The sequence below is a fragment of the Chryseobacterium manosquense genome, from assembly GCF_014623485.1.
In the GTDB taxonomy this organism is placed as follows: domain Bacteria; phylum Bacteroidota; class Bacteroidia; order Flavobacteriales; family Weeksellaceae; genus Kaistella; species Kaistella haifensis.
On the sequence record NZ_CP060203.1, the window covers coordinates 2,154,279 to 2,176,508 of the forward strand.

A 22,230-nucleotide genomic window follows, 5' to 3' on the forward strand; every position below is an offset into this window, starting at 1 on the left:
TAAATTTATTTAATGAATAAAAACTATTTCTCCTTACTTATTTGGAAACCTCCAATTCGACCACATATCCTTCGTGACCTCGTACATTGATGAAATTACCGCCTTCAAAACAGAGATATTGACCTTTAATTCCTTTTAAAACACCTTCAAATTCAGGCTTTTTATCCAAAGTAAAAGAATTGATTTTTTCGGGTGCTTGATACGGATAATCGAGTCGAGTCATTTCCTGTTCCATCAAATAAAAGCTCTTGAAATCTTCCGGAAAATAGTCTTTAATTTTCTCCCGAAAATTCGCCAGATCCAAATCATCTTCGAATTCATCTTCAAGCATTTTTCTCCAGTTGGTTTTATCTGCAAGATGTTCTTTCAAGGCAACTTCGATCATTCCTGCTTCGTATCTATTTTCAGTTTTGGCAATAGGAATCGCAAAAGTCGCTCCTTGATCGATCCACCGGGTCGGAATTTGGGACTCTCGCGTCACCCCCACTTTCACATCTCCTGTATAAGCCAAATAGACTACATGCGGTTGCAATTGTATGGATTTTTCAACCTCCAAATCCCGTTCTGCAATTCCAAGATGAGCCGTGGAAAGCTCCGGACGAATAATCGTTTCGCTCGCATACGGACTTTCAAAAAAACATTTTTTGCAGAAACCCATTCGGTAAATTTTCTCATCATTTCCGCAATTTACACATTGATAACCGACATGTTTCATACGGAGATTTTTGCCGATCAGCTGGTTCATATTGATCAAATCATCCGAAAGGTTCAGGAAATATTGGATCGGTTTGCCGTTTTGGGTGGTCATTTTTAGAATTTGTCCGGAGAATTGCATAATTAAATATTTTCGTAAAAATAATGATTTGATTTTAATTACATTTGTGGGAATTAAAAAACACAGATGAAATATTTGGTCACCGGCGGAAGCGGATTCATTGGATCACATTTGGTGGAATGCCTCTTAAAAAATGGACATTCTGTCATTAATATTGACAACTTTGATGATTTTTATGACTATAAAATTAAAATCAAAAATACTTTTGATTCGGTTAATAAAACATCAGAATTTACTTTCCATGACAAGGAACACGATATTCAGAAATTAATTTTTGAAACTTCCAGCAAACATTATCAACTTTATTATCAGGACATTAGAGACTTCAATGGACTGCAAAAAATCTTTGCGAAACACAAAATCGATATGGTGATTCATTTAGCTGCTTTAGCGGGAATACGTCCTTCCATCGAAAAACCTCTCGAATACGAGGAAGTAAACGTTCGCGGAACCATGAATCTCTGGGAATTGAGCAAGGAATTTAAGATTGAAAAATTTATATGTGCATCAAGTTCAAGTGTTTACGGAAACAACAGTAAAATTCCGTTTACAGAAACTGATAATGTTGACCGTCCTATTTCGCATTATGCTGCAACCAAAAAATGTGGCGAAATCATGGGACATGTCTACCATCATTTATATGAAATCGACATGATTCATCTACGTTTTTTCACTGTTTACGGACCTCGGCAACGTCCGGATTTGGCGATTCATAAGTTTGCAAAAATCATCCAAGAAAATGGAAAAATCCCTTTTTATGGTGATGGTTCCAGCGCTAGAGATTACACTTATGTTGATGATATCATCGATGGAATCCTGAAATCGATTCATTATTTAGAACGAAACAAACCCGTTTATGAAATCATCAATTTAGGTGAAAACGAGGTGATTAATTTGAATGAAATGCTTTCGACTTTAGAGGAAAATCTGGACAAAAAAGCCCACAAAAATCACCTACCCTCACAACCTGGCGATATGCCAAAAACCAATGCAGATGTACAAAAAGCTAAAAAATTAATCGGCTATCATCCTACAATTCGTTTCCAAAATGGCATAAAAAAGTTTGTGGAATGGTTTTTGAGAAACGCTACTTGAAAAATTTAAAATTAAAAATCTAAGTTTATTGAAAATCAGCGGCAAATTCCCTTTTTTATGTCGCCTATTTTTATACTTTTGCAAAAAAATAATTATATGTATTGGACATTAGAATTAGCTTCTTATTTAAGCGACGCGCCTTGGCCGATGACTAAAGCGGAACTTATTGATTACGCAATTAGAACAGGTGCACCAATGGAAGTAGTTGAAAATCTTCAAGCGATTGAAGACGAAGGGGAAATTTATGAATCCATAGAAGAAGTTTGGAGCGATTATCCGACGGATGACGACTTCCTATGGAACGAAGACGAATATTAAAAAAAATGCAGTCGGTAGTCGGCAGCGATTACCGACTTTTCATATTTTAGAAAAATTCTAAAACTAAATTCTTTTAAATGGTCACGCTTTTTCAGCTGGCCGAAAGCAAATACTTATGGGTTTTATAGACAAAGTTCTTAAGGGTTTCTTGGGCGATAAAAATGCGACCGACCTGAAAGAAGTAAAAAAAGTACTGAATAAAATAAAAGCGGTTGAACCAAAAATTCAAGAATTATCTGATGATGGGCTAAGAGGAAAAACAGCGGAATTTAAAGAGAAATTAAAAGCTGCTACCGCAAACTTTACCTCTCAGATCGAGCAAACCAAAGAACAAATTAAGAATTCAACCAATGTTGATGAAAAAGAGGAACTTTTTACCAAAGTAGAACAGCTTAAAAAAGATTCATACCAGGTAGAAGAGAAGGTCCTCAATGAGATCCTTCCGGAAGCATTTGCATTAATTAAAGAAACAGCCAGAAGATTGGCGCAAAACGGAGAAATCCGCGTTACTGCGACCGATTTGGATCGTGAATTGGCGGCAACTAAAGATTTCGTTGAAATACAAGGCGACACTGCTATCTGGAAAAACAAGTGGGATGCTGCCGGAACTGCCGTACATTGGGATATGGTACATTACGACGTGCAATTCATTGGTGGTATCGTTCTTCACAGCGGAAAAATTGCCGAGATGGCAACCGGTGAAGGTAAAACTCTAGTAGGAACTTTACCAATTTACCTCAATGCGTTACCCGAAAGAGGTGTACATGTAGTAACCGTGAACGATTATTTGGCAAAAAGGGACTCCGCTTGGATGGGACCACTTTACCAATTCCACGGTTTAACAATCGATTGTATCGATTTGCATCAACCCAATTCGGATGCAAGAAGAAAAGCTTACAACTCCAGTATTACTTACGGAACCAACAACGAATTCGGATTCGATTACCTTAGAGATAATATGGTAACCAACCCAAATGAGTTAGTACAGCGCGAGCTGAACTTTGCCATTATTGATGAGGTAGATTCTGTTTTGGTGGATGATGCAAGAACACCATTGATTATTTCAGGGCCTGTTCCACAAGGTGACCGACAAGAATTCGATGTTTTAAAACCTTCAGTAGATAGAATCGTTGAAATTCAGAAAAAAACGGTTTCAGCAATTTTTAATGAAGCAAAAAAATTAATTGCCAACGGAAACACAAAAGAAGGTGGTTTCAAATTATTGCAAGCCTACAGAGGTTTACCAAAATCTCGACCTTTAATTAAATTCCTTTCTGAAAGCGGAAACAAAGCCCTTCTTCAGAAAACTGAAGGGCAATACATGGCCGACAACAACCGCGATATGCCGATTGTTGATAAAGATTTATATTTCGTAATCGACGAAAAAAACAACCAAATCGATCTTACTGACCGAGGCGTAGAATATTTGTCAGCCGGTAACGAAGACAAAGATTTCTTTGTACTAAACGATATCGCTACCGAAATTGCTGAGCTTGAAGCTAAAAATTTATCTAAAGAAGAAGAATTTGAAGCAAAAGAAAAACTTTTCACTGAATTTGCTGTAAAATCTGAAAGAGTTCACACCCTTAGTCAACTTTTGAAAGCCTACACCCTTTTCGAAAAAGACGATGAATACGTCGTTATCGATGGGGAAGTAAAAATCGTAGACGAGCAAACCGGCCGTATCATGGAAGGTAGAAGATATTCCGACGGATTGCACCAAGCAATTGAAGCGAAAGAAAATGTAAAAATTGAAGCCGCTACCCAAACTTTTGCAACCATAACACTTCAGAATTATTTCCGTATGTACAACAAACTTGCGGGGATGACCGGAACCGCGGAAACTGAAGCAGGGGAACTTTGGGAAATCTACAAACTCGATGTGGTGGTAATTCCTACCAATAGACCAATACAACGCGAGGACAAACAAGATTTAGTCTTCAAAACAAACCGGGAAAAATACAATGCAGTAATCGAAGAAATCGAAAGATTAACCGCTGCTGGAAGACCAGTGTTGGTGGGTACAACCTCAGTGGAAATTTCTCAATTACTTTCTAGAGCTCTTCAACTTAGAAAAATAGAACACAACGTATTGAACGCAAAACTGCACGCCAGAGAAGCAGAAATTGTTGCAATGGCAGGTGGACCAGGCGTTGTAACCATCGCTACCAACATGGCAGGTAGAGGTACAGATATTAAACTACAAGGCGATGTAAAAGCCAACGGTGGTTTAGCAATCATCGGTACCGAAAGACACGACTCCCGAAGAGTTGACCGCCAGTTACGTGGTAGAGCCGGCCGACAAGGAGATCCGGGTAGTTCGCAGTTCTATGTTTCTTTGGAAGATAATTTGATGCGTCTTTTCGGTTCGGAAAGAATTGCGAAAATGATGGACAGAATGGGACACAAAGAAGGCGAGGTAATCCAGCACGGAATGATTTCCAAATCCATCGAAAGAGCACAGAAAAAAGTAGAAGAAAATAACTTCGGAATCAGAAAAAGATTGCTCGAATACGATGATGTGATGAACAAGCAGCGTGATGTAATCTATAAAAGAAGAAAAAATGCGCTCTTCGGAGATCACTTGAAATATGACATTTCGAATATGATTTTTGATGTTGCCCAATCTATTGTTACCAAAACAAAATTAGAAGGCGACTACAAAGATTTTGAGTACGAAATCATCAAAAATTTCACCATGGAAGCTCCCGTTTCTGAAACGGAATTCAAAAACAAAACCGTTGCGGATATTACCAATGCTGTGTTCAAAGCAGCTTCAGAAGATTACCGCATGAAACTAGAACTTTTGAAAGAAAAAGCGTTCCCAATCATTGAAAACGTGTACCAAAACCAAGGTTCTATGTTCAAAATGATTCAGGTTCCTTTCACCGACGGAATCAAAACAATGACCATCATTACCGATCTGAAAGAAGCTTACGAAACCAAATGCGAATCTCTTATTAATGATTTCGAGAAAAGTATTTCACTCGCTATCATCGATGAAAACTGGAAATTACACTTGCGAGAAATGGATGATCTAAGACGTTCTTCTCAAGGTGCAGTTTACGAACAGAAAGATCCATTGGTAATCTACAAACAAGAATCCTTCTACCTTTTCAGCGAAATGATTGAAAAAGTAAACAAAGAGATTATTTCTTTCTTGTACAAAGGCGAAATCCCTGCATAAAACAGGAAAATAAAATTTAACAAAAAAACTTCTCCAACTTTGGAGAAGTTTTTTTGTTAACGTAATGTGAATTTGTTGTACTTTTAAAGTCTAAATTTTTTTTTGAATGGCACTAATAGATTTGTCAAAACAGATTGCTTTAGGAATCGATATCGGAGGAACCAACACCAAATATGGCTTTGTGAACCACCGAGGAGAAATCCTTGAAAAAGGCAGAATCAGAACCGATGAATACGAGAAAGTTGAAGATTTCATCGATGCGTTATACCAAAAAATATCGCCTTTGATGAAGAAACATAGCAACCAAACAAGACTCGACGGAATTGGTGTGGGTGCTCCCAACGCAAATTATTATACAGGAACCATAGAACAGGCTCCGAACCTCCGCTGGAAGGGCATTATTCCCTTTGCAGAACTCATGACTAAAAAATTCGGACTTCCCTGCAAAATGACCAACGATGCCAACGCTGCAGCACTAGGCGAAATGATGTTTGGCGCAGCAAGAGGAATGAAAGATTTCATCATGATGACTCTCGGAACAGGCGTTGGAAGCGGAATTGTTTCAGGTGGAAGTTTGATATACGGACACGATGGTTTTGCAGGGGAATTGGGACACACCATCATCAAACCGGGAGGACGAAAACACTGGAGTACCGGTTCCGAAGGTTCTTTGGAAGCTTATGCATCGGCAACAGGAATTGCGATTACCGCCAAAAAAATGCGTGCAGAATTTCCCGATTCTATGCTAAATCAGTATCCTGAAGAAGAAATTAATTCTCTGGTTGTCCATGAATGTGCAAAAAAGGGAGATCCAACTGCCATCGAAGTTTTCCGGTATACAGGGCAAAAATTAGGGGAAGCATTAGCAAATTTCGTGATGTTTTCTTCACCCGAAGCGATTCTTCTTTTCGGTGGGGTCATCAAAGCGGGAGATTTTATTTTAAAACCTACCAAACTCCACATGGAGCGAAACCTTTTCCCAATTTTCAGAAATAAGGTTAAATTAGTTTTCAGTGAACTAGACGAAGCTGACGCAGCGATACTCGGTGCAAGCGCTTTGGTTTGGGAAAAGTAACCTAAATCTACATTAAATATAAAAACGAACATCTCAATATTGGGATGTTCTTTTTAATTATGGTTACCAAACCAATTTTTTGAGGTTCCATCGCTCATGGTTTAGGTTGTTTACCGGAAATTTGCGGCTTTAAGGCTCATATTTGCGGTTCGGAACCTGATTTTTGGGGTTCAGAGGCTCAAGTTTGGGGTTCGAAGGCTCATTTTTGGGGTTCAGAGCATCATTTTTGGGGATCAGAGCCTCATGTTTGAGCCTTAGAACCGCAATTCGTCATTAACCATCATTATGAATTAAAATTTTTATGATAGAAAAGCGTTATTAAAAAATGAATAAGATTTTAGTATTTTTGTTGGGTCTAATGTTGATCTCCTGCAACGGCCAGGAGACGAAGAAACCTTTAACAAAAAATCAGAAAATGGATAAACAGAATTTAGAATATATCACCTTCGGTGGCGGCTGTTTTTGGTGTGTAGAAAGTTGTTTCAATATGCTGAAAGGTGTAGATGCAGCAATTTCAGGATATTCCGGAGGACATAAAGCGAACCCGACGTATGAAGAGGTTTGCACGGGCGAAACCGGTCATGCTGAAGTGGTACAGATTGCGTACGACCCAAAAATTATTTCTTACGAACAGCTGATGGATGTTTTCTTTTTCCTACACGATCCTACGCAACGCAATCGACAAGGTAATGACATAGGAACGCAATACCGATCAGTAATTTTCTATAAAGATGAAGCGGAAAAACAAAAGGCAGAAGCGGCTTTAAAAGCTTCTGAAGCTTCAGGAAGATGGCAAGGAAATTATGTAACCGAGCTTGCTCAATTTGAAAAGTTTTGGCCTGCAGAACAATACCATCAGGGGTATTACAACGCGAACCCTACACAACCTTATTGCAGCGCAGTTGTAGGACCAAAAATTGCCAAGTTCAAAAAACATTACGGAGAACTTGGAATGTTGGAAGCTGAAACCGAATAAAAATAAGTGGAGGATATTTCTCCATTTTTTTAACTCTAAACAACAAAAAAGCCCGCTGAAATTTTCAACGGGCTTTTTAATATTCTTGAAATTATTATTTCACTAAAGTCATTTCACTGATTAGGTGACCTGCTTTACCATATTTTTCGATGATCCAAAGTACCATTCTTACATCAACGTTGATGGTTCTTTGCCATTTTTTATCGAAGATAATATCACCGCTCAACGCTTCGCTGTTTCCATCGAACGCTAAACCAAGTAAATTACCTCTTCCATCGAGAATTGGTGAACCTGAGTTTCCACCGGTAATATCGTTATCTGAAAGGAAGTTTGCAGGCATAAATCCTTTTTTATCCGCATACATTCCGAAATCTTTTTTCTTTACCAAGTCGATGAAATCTTGTGGCAAATCGAATTCTTCGTCCCCTTTTTTGTATTTGGCAACCATTCCACTTACATCGGTATAGTAATTATTTTTTTCGGAAATTCCGTAGTAATTTCTATCGGTTCTTACGGGCAGTGTGCTTACTTTACCATTGGTTAATCTCATAGTAGAGTTTGCATCCGGATAGAAATCTTTTTCAGGCATTGATTTTCTTAAACCATCTAAGAAAATTCTGCTGTTTTTAGCAAAAGCTTCATCTACCTTAGCGTATTTTTGACTTGATAATTTCTGATCAGTGATCAATCCGTTTGCCAATTTCAACATTGGATCTGCATCAATTTTTAGACGGTCAGGATTATTTACAAAATTCATTGCGGATTCCTTATTTGCAAAAATTGAAGCGAATGCCAAATTAGAAAGGTTTTTAGCGTCTGCTGCCATTAATGTTGGTGAAGCGTCGGATTTAGCAACTCTTTGCTGGTAAAGATTAACCATTGAGTTTAGCATTTCCCCTTCTAGATTGGGGTTGAAACCATCATAAAGCTTTTCGATAGCATCCGTAACTTTGGTTTTCATCGCAGCTTTTCCGTTGGCATCCTGATCTGCATAAGTTTTCAAAAGAGAACCCAATTGATAAGCAACACCGATATATTTAGCATTTCTTTGAAGAAGAGACGCATAATTTCTTTCTACATTTCTGTTGGAAAACTGCGCATAATTAGCTTGAATACTAGGTAAAATTCCGCTGTAAATTACTTCATTTTCCGGCAAAACAGCCCAAGTCATGAATTTATCTTCCAATGCTTTTTTATCGGAAATGGTTCCGTTTTTAATCACCGCATCGATGGTTCCTTGTCTGTTTTTCCAGTAGTTTGCTACAGATGCATATTGGGACGCATAATCCAATTTGGTTGCTTGGTCTTTGTCCATATATTTTTTCATCACATCCATCGCCAGTTTAGAAGCTTCTACCCAAGCCGGATAATCTTTGTTCACCATCTGTTCGATTCCGTAAGAAGTCAAATATCTATTGGTTCTTCCTGGGAATCCTAGAATCATGGTGAAATCACCAGGTTTGTACCCTTTCAAAGAAATCGGAAGTGAGTGTTTTGGTTTCATTGGAACATTGCTTGGCGAATATTCTGCAGGATTACCATTGGCATCCGCGTAAACTCTGAAAACAGAGAAATCTGCGGTGTGTCTTGGCCATTCCCAATTATCGGTATCGCCACCAAATTTTCCTAAAGAATTCGGCGGAGTTCCTACCAAACGAACATCCTTGAAATCTTGGTAAACAAAATAGTAAAATTCATTCCCGTTAAAGAAATCTCTTACTACAACGTTGTATTTTCCGTTTTCGGAGTTTTCATTTTGGATCGCTTTGTATTCGGCATCAATTACTGCTTTTCTTTCGTCAGCAGGCATATTGTTATTCAATTTGGAATTGATGCGTTTTGTAACATCATCCATTCTTACTAAAAATCTCACGGAAAGTCCTTTAGCAGGAAGCTCTTCGCTTTTTTTCATTGCCCAGAAACCGTTGGTCAAATGATCTTTTTCTGGTGTTGATAAAGCGGCAATATTTCCATATCCGCAGTGGTGGTTGGTAAAAAGTAAACCTTCTTTAGAAACCATTTCTCCTGTACAACCGCCTCCAAACTGCACAATTGCGTCTTTCAAACTAGAGTTGTTGACAGAATAGATTTCTTCAGGAGTAAGTTTCAATCCTTGTTTTTGCATATCAACTCCTTTGAGTCTTTTAATCATCGTTAAAAGCCACATTCCTTCATCGGCTTTCAATTGTAAAAAGCTCACCATGAAAGTGAGCAGTAAAAATATTCTTTTCATTTATAAATTATTTTATCGGGCTAATTTAAGAAATTCATTTGATATAAGGATTTAGCAAAAAAAGGTGATTTTTTAATGTAAACTAAATCACTCTCACCATCTCCGTATGCGGAATATCGTCTTCCAAATATTTTTTCCCTGTATCCTCAAAACCGAATTCCGAATAAAAACTCAGCAAATAATCTTGAGCAGAAATTCTTATTGATCGTGTACGAAATCTGGCTTCAATTGTATCGATCGAAAAACGGATTAGAATTTTTCCCAAATTATTCTTACGGTATTTAGGATTAGTCAATACTCTTCCGATGGATGCTTCAGCATATTTTATTCCTGGTTCAAAAACCCGAGAGTAAGCCAGAATTTCCCCTGCGCTCTCCGCCCAAATATGTACAGCTTGCTGATCATAACCATCTGCATCGAGGTAATAACAAGTTTGTTCTACAATGAAAACTTCTTGGCGAATTTTAAGAATTTGATAGAGTTCTTCGGTAGAAAGTCTCGCGAAAGGTTTAATTTTCCAAACTATTGAACTGTTCATTCAAAATTGACTTTATTTTCAAACAAAAACTGATTGGTTGTGGAAATGAATTTCAAAATTTCATCACCTCCCAATTTTTTTTCAGCGGAAGTCACATAAATTTCAGGAAGATCTTCCCAGGTTTTCAGAAGTTCCGTTTTGTAATCCTCCACATTTGTGAAAATAGCATTAGGTTTCAATTTATCCGATTTTGTGAAAACAATTGAAAAAGGAACCCCGTTTTCTCCACACCATTCGATAAACTCGATATCAATTTTTTGGGGAGTATGACGAACATCTACCAAAACAAAGAGATTGACGAGATTTTTTCGATTCTGAATATAATTGGTAATGATTTTCTCGAAATCGCGACGCATGCTTTTCGATACTCGCGCATATCCGTAACCCGGCAAATCGGTAAGATACCAGCTTTCATTGATGATGAAATGATTAATGAGCTGGGTTTTTCCAGGGGTTTGCGATGTTTTCGCCAGATCTTTATGATTAAGCATTGCATTAATTAAAGAAGACTTTCCCACGTTGGATCTTCCAATGAAGGCATATTCTGGTAAGTTCGGTTCCGGACAATCTTGCCATTTTCCGCTACTTTTTACAAATTCCGCTGTTTTGATGACCATTTATGATTTTTTTTCAAATTTAATTAAATAAAAAATGGAAGTTTAACCTTCCATTCAATTATTTTCTGTTTTCTTTAGCCAACTATAGAGAATCTCATTAAACTCATCCGGTTTTTCCATCATCGCGGCATGTCCACATTGATCAATCCAGTAAAGTTCGGAGTTGGGTAAGAATTTATTCATATCTTCAGCCACTTCTGGCGGCGTCACGTTATCTTGTTTTCCCCAAATCAAACAAACTGGTTGGGTGATTTTCGACAAATCATTCAACATATTGTGTTTGATGGCGCTTCTAGCAAGCATTACCGTTTTTATGCCTTTCATTCGATCGTTTACTACACCAAAAACCTCATCTACCAATTCATCTGTAGCTACTTTCGGGTCGTAAAAAACATCTTCAGTTTTCTTTCTGATGTATTCTTTATCGGATTTTCTCGGGAAACTATCGCCGAATGTTCTTTCATAAAGTCCGGAGCTTCCTGTAAGAACTAATTTTGAAACCAATTCAGGTCTTGCTAAAGTTAAAATCAAACCTATGTGCCCTCCCATAGAATTTCCCACTATGGTTGCTGGTTCATCTACCTTCTCTTCAATAAATTTTGCAACATATTTCGCAATAGTTGTTAAGTTAGTATTTAAAATCGGCAAGTCATAGATAGGAAGTACCGGAACGAAAACCTTATACCCTCTATCGGAAAAAAAGTTAACAGTTTTATCGAAATTACTCAAACCGCCCATTAATCCGTGCAATAAAATCAACGGATACCCTTCTCCAGCTTCAATGAAAGAGAATCTTTTTTCTTTTTTCGTTATCAATCTCATAAAATTGCTATATCAGCCTTGCAAAAATACAAATTAAAGACCAACTTTAATTTATTACGTGTGAATTTTCGATAAAAATATGATTTTTAGTAATACAAATTGACGATTGCCAAAGAAATATTATCATCCTTATAACTGCTTTTCTATCAATTATTTACTTGCCAAAATCAAAACTTATTAACATTAAGTCAAAAAGTGGGAAAAAGTGGGAAGTTTTAGAAATTTTTCTATAAATTTGTCCCAAATGAAGAATTTCATAGGCACATACGAATGCAAAATAGACGACAAAGGTCGCATCAAACTCCCATCATCACTGGTGAAACAGATGGAGGGATTTGGCGGTGATTCCTTTGTGGTAAAACGTTCTGTTTTTCAAGCTTGCCTAGAAGTTTATCCGATGAATGGTTGGGAAAAACTGATGGAAAAGATCAACAAATTAAACCGTTTTCAGAAGAAAAAAGCAGATTTTATCCGACAGTTTACCGCTGGTTTGAAAACAGTAGAACCCGATAATGCCGGAAGATTACAGATCTCCAAAGATCTCACTTTGTATGCAAACTTGAAAAAAGATATCGTAATCACCAGTGCAGGCGAGCTTTTCGAAATTTGGGACAAAGAAGACTATGAAAAAACCATCGCTACTTCTGCCGAAGAATTTGCACTACTCGCCGAAGAAGTGATGGGCGATATCAATTTCGAAGACGACGAGAATTAATCCCGAAATAACAGAGGGGGTTAAACAACATTTTACCATCAATAATTATAAAGATATGTATCACAATCCGGTTTTGCTGACGAAAAGTGTAGATGATTTGGTGACAAATCCCGACGGAATCTATGTAGACGTAACTTTCGGCGGTGGTGGCCATTCCAGAGAAATCCTGAAAAGACTTTCGGATAAAGGAAAACTTTTCAGTTTCGACCAGGATTTAGATGCATTAAAAAATACAATTGACGATGAAAGATTCACGCTAATCAATCAGAATTTTCGGTTTTTGGAGAATTCACTAATGATTTATGGAATACAGCAGGTTGATGGAATTTTGGCAGATTTGGGTGTTTCATCTCATCAATTTGATGCTGCTGAACGAGGTTTTTCTACAAGAAGCAACGCTCCTCTCGATATGAGAATGAACGTAATGCAACATTTGGATGCAAAGAAAATCATCAACGAGTATGAAGAAGAGCAACTTGCGAACCTTTTTTATTACTATGGGGAGCTACGCGAATCCCGAAAACTGGCAAGAGAAATTGTTCATCATCGAAAACTAAAACCGATAGAAACTACGGAAGATTTGAAGAAATTATTCAGTTACATTCCTCAGTTTAAACAAAATAAATTCTTTGCTCAGGTTTTCCAGGCGATAAGAATTGAAGTCAACCAAGAATTGGATGTTTTAAAGGAAATGTTGGTTCAATCTTATAAAATCTTAAAACCAAACGGAAGATTAGTAGTGATTTCTTATCATTCATTGGAAGATCGATTGGTGAAAAGATTCCTGAAAAACGGGATGTTCGAAGGGGAACCAACAAGAGATATCTACGGAAATTATGCGAAAGCTTTTGATCTTTTACAAACCAAAGCCATGATTCCCGACAAGGAGGAAATTGCAGAAAACTCGAGAGCAAGAAGCGCAAAAATGCGTGTTGGAATTAAAAATTAGAAAAAACCTTTGGCAAAAAAGCAAACATATCGTCCCAAGAAGAAACTCACTTTTATAGATATTATAAAAGGAAACTTCCTGAATCGTGATGAAGTGAAAATTCATTACAAATATTTTATGTTGGTATTTTTTCTCATGATGATTATGATTTTTAGCAATCACCTCGTAAGCAAAAAAATAGAGCAGGTAAACGATCTTAAAGAACAAACCGAAGAATATAAATCCCGAAATGCCTACGCGCAAAGCCGGTTAATAAAGGTAAAACTAGAATCGGAACTGGGAAAGGAAATGGTGGAAGACTCTCTGCTTTCTTTAGAAAATCATCCACATAAATTATTGATTAAACTAGACAGTACAGATGGCGGTTCAAAATGAATTCGAAAATAAACGCTCAAAAACATTGAGATGGGGCTACCTTTTTGCAGGGTCGGCTTTTGTCTTATTTCTTGTTTTTTTGGGTAGAATTCTTGTTTTGCAGAACACCAATGTTCAGGAAATTAAGGATGACTACATCAGCAAAAACTACCGCGAAGCTACCCTAAAAGCTGCCCGCGGAAATTTGTATGCTTCCGATGGTTCAATTCTCGCTACAACAGTGATGCGGTACGATGTTTATATTGATTTTAAAACCATTAAAGACACCGTTTATACCAATAACATTGGGGTTTTAACCGATTCTCTTTCCGCCATGTTCGGAAAACCAAGAAGTTATTTCAGGGACCGCCTCGATCAGCAAAGAAAAGCTCAAAACCAATATTATTCTTTGGTTAAAGGGCTTGATTTCGATGAGTATGATCGAATTAGAAAATTCCCAATTTTCAAGAAAGGAAAAAACAAAGGAGGATTTATTGTCGATAGAAATTTCAAACGCGAACTTGCTACTACACAAATTGGATCCGGAACAATTGGTATGGACAATGGTGCTACCAAATCTGGATTGGAAGGAGCTTTCTCCGAATATCTTACCGGAACCGACGGAACACGCCTAGAGCAACGTGTGAATTCCAGCCAGTGGAAACCTATCGATTATTGGAAAGTAAAAGAACCTGTTGATGGCCAAGATGTGTACACCACGATCGATCTCCGAATTCAGGATATCGCCCATTCCGCCTTAGAAAAACAACTCATCAATTTTGATGCAGATCACGGCTGCGTTTTGGTAATGGAAGTTGCAACCGGCAAAGTGAAAGCGATGGTAAACCTGCGCAGAACCGAACCCGGAATGTATGTTGATTCTTACAATTACGCATTAAAAGACGCCACAGAACCAGGTTCAACCTTCAAAACAGTTTCACTTCTCGCGGCAATGGATGATGGTTTTATCGATGAAAATACAACGGTAAACGTTGGAAACGGAGTCTGGACTTATGCAAAACAAAGAATTTCCGACGGACATGGTGGTGGAACCTATGAAATCGCTGATGTATTGGCGAAATCCAGCAATGTAGGTTCAGCAAAACTAATCACTAAGTTTTATGCAGATAAACCACAGGTTTTCCTCGATCATTTGAAAAGATGGAAAATGTTCGAAAAAATGGATATTGAACTCCCGGGAATCACCAAACCTTACATTGTAACTCCCGAAAACAAAAGATGGAATGCCGCCACTTTGGCTTCATTAGCTTACGGTTATTCATCCCGATTCAATCTTTTGCAACTTACTACTTTTTATAATGGACTCGCCAACGGAGGGAAAATGCTAAAACCTCTTTTCATCGATAAAATAATGAAAGACGGACAAGTACTTTACAACGCAAAACCAGAAGTAATGGTCAACAAAATGGCTTCCACGAAAGCGATTACCATGATGACCAATGCGCTTACCAAAGCCGTAGAAAAAGGAACCGCAAAAAGTATCTTCACTCCCAACCTGAAAATGGCTGGTAAAACAGGAACCGCAAGATTTGAATATTGGAAACCAGGTCCATCGAAATACCAAGCAAGTTTCGCAGGATTTTACCCTGCAGATAATCCAAAATATACCTGTATAGTGATGATCAACCAGCCAGATAATTCCAAAGGGTTCTACGGATCCACTGTTTCTGCGCCTGTTTTCAAGGAAATTGCAGGTAAAACTTTCCTTAAAACACCTCAAAATGTTGAAAAAGAAATGTTGGTTGACCGCAAAGTGGATTTAAGCAAAATGGTAGAAAAAAACGTGAAAATTGCAATCAACGACGGACAAATGCCGAATGTGGTTGGTTTAATCGGGAAAAATATAATTCCACAACTTGAAAACTCCGGTTATCGTGTTGCTTTCAAAGGAGTTGGAAGAATCAAAGAGCAGTTCCCATTGGAAGGAACGAGAATCGGTAAAAATCAAAAAATTTACCTCAGTTTACAGAATTAAAAATTAGGAAATTTCCTATAAAAGATAGAATGAATTTAGAAACATTATTGAATAGAATCCCCGTTTTAGAAATTACCGGAAACAAGAATCCGGAAGTTTCAGAAATCGTTTTCGATAGCCGAAAAGCTGTTGAAAACTCGCTGTATGTAGCGATTAAAGGAACGGTTTCCGACGGACATTCATTCATTAATGCCGCCATCGAAAAAGGGACAAAAATTGTAGTTTGCGAAGATTTGCCAGAATCTTTAAACAACGAAATCACTTTTATTAAAGTGAAAGATTCCTCGAAAGTTCTAGGTCAATTGGCGTCCAATTTCTACGGAAATCCATCTGAAAAACTCAACTTAATCGGAATTACCGGAACCAACGGAAAAACTTCTGCGACAACCCTTTTGTTTGATATTTTCAAAAATTTGGGCTTCCAATCCGCTCTAATTTCAACCGTAGAATATCGAATTGCAGACGAAATTTTTCCTTCAACACACACCACTCCGGATGTTTTGACTTTAAATAAAATTTTAGCAAAAGCTGTAGAAACCGGCTGCGAATATGCTTTCATGGAAGTTTCTTCGCACGGAATCGATCAAAACAGAACCGAAGGATTGCATTTCAAAATTGCTGGTTTTACCAATATTACCCACGACCATCTTGATTATCATAAAACTTTTGATGCGTACTTAAAAACCAAAAAAAGATTTTTTGATGATTTAAATGCGGATTCAATCGCCATTACCAACATTGATGACAAAAACGGAAACGTAATGTTGCAAAACACCAAAGCGCAGAAGAAAACCTACGCTTTGAAAACTATGGCAGATTATCACGGAAGGATTCTGGAAGCAGATTTCAACGGAATGCTACTCAATTTTAACGGAAAAGAATTCTGGTCAACATTGACAGGGAAATTCAATGTTTATAACCTTCTTCTAGCTTATGCGGTGACAATTGAATGTGGATTTTATGAAGATGACGTTTTGAAAGCCATCTCGAATTTGAAAAGAGTAAAAGGAAGATTTGAAACCCTGAAATCGGAAGGCGGAATCTTCTTCGTTGTCGATTATGCGCACACTCCCGACGCTTTAGAAAATATTTTAGACTCCATTAATGAAATTCGCACTAAAAACGAAAGATTAATTACCGTTTTCGGATGTGGCGGCGACAGAGATCACGCAAAACGCCCTGAAATGGGGAAAATTGCAACCAGAAAATCAACTTTAGCAATTATAACTTCCGATAATCCAAGAAGGGAAAATCCGGCAATAATCATTAAAGAAATTGAAGCTGGTGTGGAACCGCAAAATTATAGCAAATACACTGCGATCCCCGATCGAAAAGAAGCAATAAAGATGGCGATAAAATTTGCCGAACCGAAAGATATCATCCTCGTAGCGGGAAAAGGACATGAAGATTATCAGGAAATCAATGGCGTAAAACATCATTTCGATGACAAAGAAGTGATCATGGAATTATCCCAATTGATGAGTAAATAATTAACAAATTAAAGATTTTATAGAACACCCAAAACCGAAACAAAAACATGTTATATTATCTCTACGAATATCTTACCAATCTCGGGATTCATATTCCCGGACTAGGTATGTTTAAATTTATTTCATTCCGTGCAGGAATGGCGGTTTTGCTTTCTCTGATTATTGCGCTGGTTTATGGTAAAAAAATCATCAACTATCTTCGAAAAAAACAGATGGGGGAACTTGTTCGGGATTTAGGCCTTGAAGGACAAAAGCAAAAAGAAGGAACTCCGACGATGGGTGGTTTAATCATCATTATCGCCACGTTAATTCCGGTTTTGTTGTTTACCCGAATTTTCAATGTGTATATCGTGTTGCTCATCACATCGGTAGTTTGGATGGGTATCATTGGTTTCATCGACGATTATTTAAAGAAAATCAAAAAAAATAAAGACGGTCTCAGCGGAAAATTCAAAGTAATCGGGCAAGTTGGTTTGGGATTGATTGTGGGCGTTACCATGTATTTTCATCCGGATATTTCGGTGAAAAGAAAATACGCAGACGCATCAATTGTAAGCAGAAATAATGTTGAAAAGAATTTTATGCCAACCGAAAAGGCGGTGGTTTCCACTGTGCCTTTCGTGAAAAACAATGAGTTCGACTACAGCGGAATCCTATTTTGGATGTCACCTGAAGAAGCTCACGAATGGGCTTGGGTAGTTTTCATCCCGATCGTTATTTTCATCGTAACGGCGGTTTCCAATGGCGCAAATATTACTGATGGAATCGATGGACTTGCTGCGGGAACCAGTGTCGTCATTTTGCTCACTCTTGCGTTTTTTGCATATGTTTCCGGGAATATCATTTTTGCAGATTACCTCAACATCATGTTTTTGCCGAACATGGGAGAAACCACGATTTTCGCTCTCGCTTTGGTGGGTGCGGTGATCGGATTTTTTTGGTATAATACGTATCCGGCGCAAGTTTTCATGGGAGATACCGGAAGTTTGATGTTGGGCGGAGTGATTGCGGTATTGGCGATTATTTTAAGAAAAGAATTATTGATTCCTGTGCTTTGCGGAATTTTCCTCATCGAAAATCTTTCGGTGATGTTGCAAGTAGCGGTTTTCAAATATAGAAAAAGAAAATTCGGGCTGGAATATGCCCAAAATAATAGATTATTCAAAATGTCGCCCCTTCATCATCATTATCAAAAAGAGGGATACCACGAAAGCAAAATCGTGAACCGAATGATCATTATTGGAGTTTTATTTGCGATTATTTGTTTAATCACTTTGAAAATTAGATAGAATAGAAATCGGTGGATTTTTTCCATTGAATATAAAAATACAAGCATGAAAATAGTTGTTTTAGGAGGCGGAGAAAGCGGATTTGGTGCAGCATATTTAGCGAAGAAAAAAGGGTTGAATATTTTTCTTTCAGACAAAGGTTTGATTAAAGATGAATATAAATCCCTATTGGATGATGCTGATATCGAGTATGAAGAAGGAAACCATGATGAAGACCGAATTCTCGCTGCAGATTGGATCATCAAATCGCCCGGAATCCCTAAAAAGGCGGATATCATCTTCAAAATCAATCAAAAAGGAATCAGATTGTCTTCTGAGATTGAATTTGCTTCGGAATTTACCGATGCCAAGATTATCGCAATTACCGGAAGCAACGGAAAAACCACGACGACATCGCTCATTTATCACCTTTTGAAAAATGATGATTTGAAAGTTGGATTGGGCGGAAATATCGGAAAAAGCTTCGCAAAACAAGTTGCGGATGAAAATTTCGATTATTATGTTTTGGAAGTAAGCTCTTTCCAATTAGATGATATTCAGAATTTTAGACCTCATATTTCTTTGTTGTTGAATTTAAGTCAGGATCATTTGGATCAGTACAATTACAATTACGAAGAATATGCTTTGGCAAAATTCCGAATTACAGAAAACCAAGAAAACGATAATTTCTTCATTTATAATAAAGATGATGAAATGAGCATGAAACTCCTTGAGAAATTGGAAATTAAAGCCAAAAAAATCCCTTTTTCTTTGAAAGAAAAATTAAAAGAAGGAGGTTTTGTGATGGATGATAAAATGGTGGTGAAAATTGACAATGAGTTTTCAATGAAAATCGAAGAACTTTCTCTTCTTGGAAACCACAATATCGCAAATAGTTTGGCGGCTTCAATTGCCGGAAAATTGTTGAAAATTAAAAATGAAAGTATCAGAAATTCGCTGATGACTTTTCAAGCGGTTGAACATCGTTTGCAGCAAATTGCAGAAATTGATGGTGTGAAATTCATCAACGATAGCAAAGCAACCAACGTGAATGCCACTTACTACGCTCTAGAAAGCATGAAACAACCAACCATTTGGATTGTTGGCGGAAAAGATAAAGGAAACGATTATACAGAGATCGAAGATTTGGTAAAAAGAAAAGTAAAAGCCATCGTATGTTTAGGAATTGATAACCAAAAAATCATCGATTTCTTTCAGGATAAAAAAGAGTTAATTTATAGTACTTCGAGCATGGAAGAAGCCGTAAAAATCTCTAAATCTTTGGCGCAATCGGGCGATGCAGTTTTGCTCTCCCCTTGCTGTGCAAGCTTCGATTTGTTCGATAATTACGAAGATCGTGGCGATAAGTTTAAAAAAGAAGTTTTAAAATAAAAACCCAAAGAGGTTCCACAAAAAAATGCAGGAAACAGAAAACAAATACGAACTTTTAAAAGGCGACAAAGTGCTTTGGAGCGTAATCTTATTGATTTCGTTCTTCTCTGTATTCCCGGTATATTCCGCGAGTTCCAATTTGGAATTTATCGTGAACAACGGAACCACAACCAGTCACCTGCTCAAGCATATTTTCTTTGTAGTTCTTGGTTTAGTCATCATGCGATCCGTAGGAATGGTAAAATATGAATACATCGGAAAACTGAGCAGTATACTATTGGGAATATTGGTGATTTTGTTGGGTGTCACCTCATTTACCGGCCAACAAATCGATGGAGCATCGGCTTCGCGCTGGCTGAAAATTCCAGGAACGCCAATCTCCTTCCAACCATCGTCGTTTGCCTACTTATTCCTGATTATTTATCTCTGTCGGTACCTTACGAAAACCATTAAAAGAGAAAGACTTCCGTTAGAAAACATCATGTATGTATTCGGGCCGGTTCTCTTGGTTTTTGTATTAGTTGCGAAAGATAATGGTTCCACCGCATTAATGATTCTCATCGTGTCATTGGCGGTAATGCTCATCGGTCAACTTCAAAAAAAGTATATTTTCGGATTTCTTGGAATTTCCGGTTTGGCAATAGGCGTTTTTATGTTTATCGCACTCAACACCAATTTAATACAAAACAACAGGGTACATACCTGGATGAGCCGGATTGAAGTTTTCATGAATTCCAAAAAGGAAAATCAGATCGAAAATGAAGTCGATAAAGCCAAAAATTACCAAGTGATGCAGGCAAAAGCCGCTATCGTTCATGGTGGAATTACCGGAATGGGACCCGGAAAAAGCGCTTTGAAACAAATGCTTCCTCAATCTGCATCCGATTTTATATTCGCCATCATTGTGGAAGAATACGGATTTATAGGAGCGGTAGCTTTAATCGCATTGTATTTAATAATGATCATCAGAATCGTGATGATTGCCAGCAAAATGCCCGCATTTTTCGGTAGTTTGTTGGTACTGAGTTTAGGAATAATGATTTTCGTGCAACTCTCGGTAAACATTGCCGTTGCCGTCAATCTAATTCCGGTTACAGGGCAGCCTTTGCCACTAATTAGTTATGGTGGGACATCAATGCTCGTAACTTATTTTCAACTTGGAATTATTTTAAATATAAGCTCCAGAATCCAAGTTTATGATGAAGAAGGAATGGGCAAAAAGCAAGACATTGAAGAGATCAACGATATTGCATAATTATAAATAATGAGCAGAAAACTGAAAATATTAATGAGCGGTGGCGGAACAGGTGGACACATCTTCCCGGCGATTGCCATTGCGGATGAAATCAAAAAAAGATTTCCGGATGCCGAGTTTTTGTTCATTGGTGCTGAAGGAAAAATGGAGATGGAAAAAGTGCCACAAGCAGGTTATCATATTGTTGGATTAAATATCGCAGGTTTCGATCGCGGAAATCTGTTGAAAAATATAGGATTGCCTTTCAAATTGATTTCAAGTTTGAAAAAAGCAAGAAAAATAATAAAAGAATTCAAACCCGATTTTGCGGTCGGAACGGGAGGTTTTGCTAGCGGTCCGGCGTTGTATGTCGCTTCAAATTTGGGAGTTCCTATTTTTGTGCAAGAACAAAACTCGCTTCCAGGAAAAACCAATATTTTCCTATCGAAAAAAGCAAAAGCTGTTTTCACTGCATATCCGAATATGGAAAGGTTTTTCAACGGTACAAAAACATTGTTCCTTGGCAACCCAATTCGCAAGACTATTATTACAGATTTAATCAATCCTGAAGCGGCAAAAGAAAAACTGAATTTAGATCCAAACAAACTCACCATATTATCTGTCGGTGGTTCGCTAGGTTCCAGAACTTTAAATAATGCATGGAAAGACAGTTTGCAAGGTTTGAAAGAAAAAGAATTTCAATTAATCTGGCAAACCGGAAAATTAGATTATAAAGAATTGAGCAGCGAAACTCAAATATCGGAAATTGGCTCTCAAATACAGTTGAAAGAATTTATCAAGGACATGGAAACTGCCTATTCCGCAGCGGATGTAATTGTTTCCAGAGCCGGAGCAATTGCAATTTCCGAATTAGCAGTGGCTCAAAAACCGGTCTTACTGGTCCCGTTTCCGTTCGCAGCAGAAGATCATCAAACCCAAAATGCATTGACTTTAGTTGAAAAAAATGCAGCCAGAATGGTGAAGGATACCGAAATGAAAGACCAGTTCTGGAAAACTTTGATGGAAATCTGCGAAGATGAAAACATAAGAAATGAAATGAGTGAAAATCTTACATATTTTGCTAAACCCAATGCAGCAAAAGAAATTGTAAATGAGATTTTTAAAGTAATATAAAA

The 22,230-nt window shown here is 37.6% G+C and carries 19 protein-coding genes; 14 read left to right on the forward strand and 5 right to left on the reverse strand.

Features of this window, described 5'->3' with window-relative positions:
- Window positions 1-37: 37 nt before the first annotated feature.
- On the reverse strand, window positions 38-835 hold the full coding sequence (locus H0S70_RS10385) for a DUF2797 domain-containing protein (protein ID WP_188320748.1): 798 nt from the start codon (window positions 833-835) through the stop codon (window positions 38-40).
- A gap of 66 nt (window positions 836-901) precedes the next feature.
- Here H0S70_RS10385 and H0S70_RS10390 point away from each other — a divergent pair, with 66 nt between their 5' ends.
- The 5 genes from H0S70_RS10390 to msrA all read left to right on the forward strand — a co-directional run bounded on the left by H0S70_RS10390 (window position 902) and on the right by msrA (window position 7,486).
- Entirely contained in the window at window positions 902-1,930 is a 1,029-nt protein-coding gene (locus tag H0S70_RS10390; RefSeq protein WP_188320749.1) for a GDP-mannose 4,6-dehydratase, read from the forward strand.
- Between the two features lie 96 nt (window positions 1,931-2,026).
- Window positions 2,027-2,248 (forward strand): DUF2795 domain-containing protein, encoded by a 222-nt coding sequence (locus H0S70_RS10395; RefSeq protein WP_015807225.1) that lies wholly within the window; start codon window positions 2,027-2,029, stop codon window positions 2,246-2,248.
- Between the two features lie 115 nt (window positions 2,249-2,363).
- Complete coding sequence (gene secA / locus H0S70_RS10400; RefSeq protein ID WP_188320750.1) at window positions 2,364-5,435, forward strand: preprotein translocase subunit SecA; 3,072 nt, start codon at window positions 2,364-2,366, stop codon at window positions 5,433-5,435.
- 106 nt (window positions 5,436-5,541) lie between these two features.
- Window positions 5,542-6,510, forward strand: coding sequence for an ROK family protein (locus tag H0S70_RS10405; RefSeq protein WP_123249014.1), 969 nt, complete (start codon window positions 5,542-5,544; stop codon window positions 6,508-6,510).
- Between the two features lie 325 nt (window positions 6,511-6,835).
- Entirely contained in the window at window positions 6,836-7,486 is a 651-nt protein-coding gene (gene msrA / locus H0S70_RS10410; protein WP_188320751.1) for a peptide-methionine (S)-S-oxide reductase MsrA, read from the forward strand.
- Window positions 7,487-7,580: 94 nt separating this feature from the next.
- On the opposite strand, the gene H0S70_RS10415 is transcribed toward msrA, so the two are convergent.
- The 4 genes from H0S70_RS10415 to H0S70_RS10430 form a co-directional block, all read right to left on the reverse strand.
- Window positions 7,581-9,719, reverse strand: a complete 2,139-nt coding sequence (locus tag H0S70_RS10415) for a S46 family peptidase (RefSeq protein WP_188320752.1) — start codon at window positions 9,717-9,719, stop codon at window positions 7,581-7,583.
- Between the two features lie 82 nt (window positions 9,720-9,801).
- Window positions 9,802-10,257 (reverse strand): GNAT family N-acetyltransferase, encoded by a 456-nt coding sequence (locus H0S70_RS10420; RefSeq protein ID WP_123249425.1) that lies wholly within the window; start codon window positions 10,255-10,257, stop codon window positions 9,802-9,804.
- Window positions 10,254-10,874 (reverse strand): ribosome biogenesis GTP-binding protein YihA/YsxC, encoded by a 621-nt coding sequence (yihA, locus tag H0S70_RS10425; RefSeq protein WP_188320753.1) that lies wholly within the window; start codon window positions 10,872-10,874, stop codon window positions 10,254-10,256. The genes H0S70_RS10420 and yihA overlap by 4 nt, the downstream gene beginning before the upstream one ends.
- A gap of 54 nt (window positions 10,875-10,928) precedes the next feature.
- A complete protein-coding gene (locus H0S70_RS10430; protein ID WP_188320754.1) occupies window positions 10,929-11,696 on the reverse strand; it encodes an alpha/beta fold hydrolase in 768 nt (255 codons plus the stop codon).
- A 244-nt stretch (window positions 11,697-11,940) separates the two neighbouring features.
- Between H0S70_RS10430 and mraZ the strand changes: the two genes are divergently transcribed.
- The 9 genes from mraZ to murG are packed head-to-tail and all read left to right on the forward strand — an operon-like array spanning window position 11,941 to window position 22,228.
- On the forward strand, window positions 11,941-12,411 hold the full coding sequence (mraZ, locus tag H0S70_RS10435; protein ID WP_188320755.1) for a division/cell wall cluster transcriptional repressor MraZ: 471 nt from the start codon (window positions 11,941-11,943) through the stop codon (window positions 12,409-12,411).
- Between the two features lie 55 nt (window positions 12,412-12,466).
- A complete protein-coding gene (gene rsmH, locus H0S70_RS10440; RefSeq protein ID WP_031503492.1) occupies window positions 12,467-13,360 on the forward strand; it encodes a 16S rRNA (cytosine(1402)-N(4))-methyltransferase RsmH in 894 nt (297 codons plus the stop codon).
- Between the two features lie 9 nt (window positions 13,361-13,369).
- The gene (locus H0S70_RS10445; protein WP_031503490.1) at window positions 13,370-13,735 is read left to right on the forward strand and encodes an FtsL-like putative cell division protein; all 366 of its coding nucleotides are present in this window, start codon (window positions 13,370-13,372) and stop codon (window positions 13,733-13,735) included.
- Window positions 13,719-15,710: a penicillin-binding transpeptidase domain-containing protein gene (locus tag H0S70_RS10450; protein WP_188320756.1), complete on the forward strand. Its 1,992-nt coding sequence runs from the start codon at window positions 13,719-13,721 to the stop codon at window positions 15,708-15,710. The genes H0S70_RS10445 and H0S70_RS10450 overlap by 17 nt, the downstream gene beginning before the upstream one ends.
- Window positions 15,711-15,739: 29 nt before the next feature.
- Window positions 15,740-17,200, forward strand: coding sequence for a UDP-N-acetylmuramoyl-L-alanyl-D-glutamate--2,6-diaminopimelate ligase (locus tag H0S70_RS10455; protein WP_188320757.1), 1,461 nt, complete (start codon window positions 15,740-15,742; stop codon window positions 17,198-17,200).
- 47 nt (window positions 17,201-17,247) lie between these two features.
- A complete protein-coding gene (gene mraY, locus H0S70_RS10460) occupies window positions 17,248-18,489 on the forward strand; it encodes a phospho-N-acetylmuramoyl-pentapeptide-transferase (protein ID WP_188320758.1) in 1,242 nt (413 codons plus the stop codon).
- 45 nt (window positions 18,490-18,534) lie between these two features.
- Window positions 18,535-19,860, forward strand: coding sequence for a UDP-N-acetylmuramoyl-L-alanine--D-glutamate ligase (gene murD / locus H0S70_RS10465; RefSeq protein WP_188320759.1), 1,326 nt, complete (start codon window positions 18,535-18,537; stop codon window positions 19,858-19,860).
- Window positions 19,861-19,885: 25 nt separating this feature from the next.
- Window positions 19,886-21,115, forward strand: a complete 1,230-nt coding sequence (locus H0S70_RS10470; protein ID WP_188320760.1) for an FtsW/RodA/SpoVE family cell cycle protein — start codon at window positions 19,886-19,888, stop codon at window positions 21,113-21,115.
- Window positions 21,116-21,124: 9 nt separating this feature from the next.
- Window positions 21,125-22,228 (forward strand): undecaprenyldiphospho-muramoylpentapeptide beta-N-acetylglucosaminyltransferase, encoded by a 1,104-nt coding sequence (murG, locus tag H0S70_RS10475; RefSeq protein WP_188320761.1) that lies wholly within the window; start codon window positions 21,125-21,127, stop codon window positions 22,226-22,228.
- The last annotated feature ends 2 nt before the right edge of the window (window positions 22,229-22,230 follow it).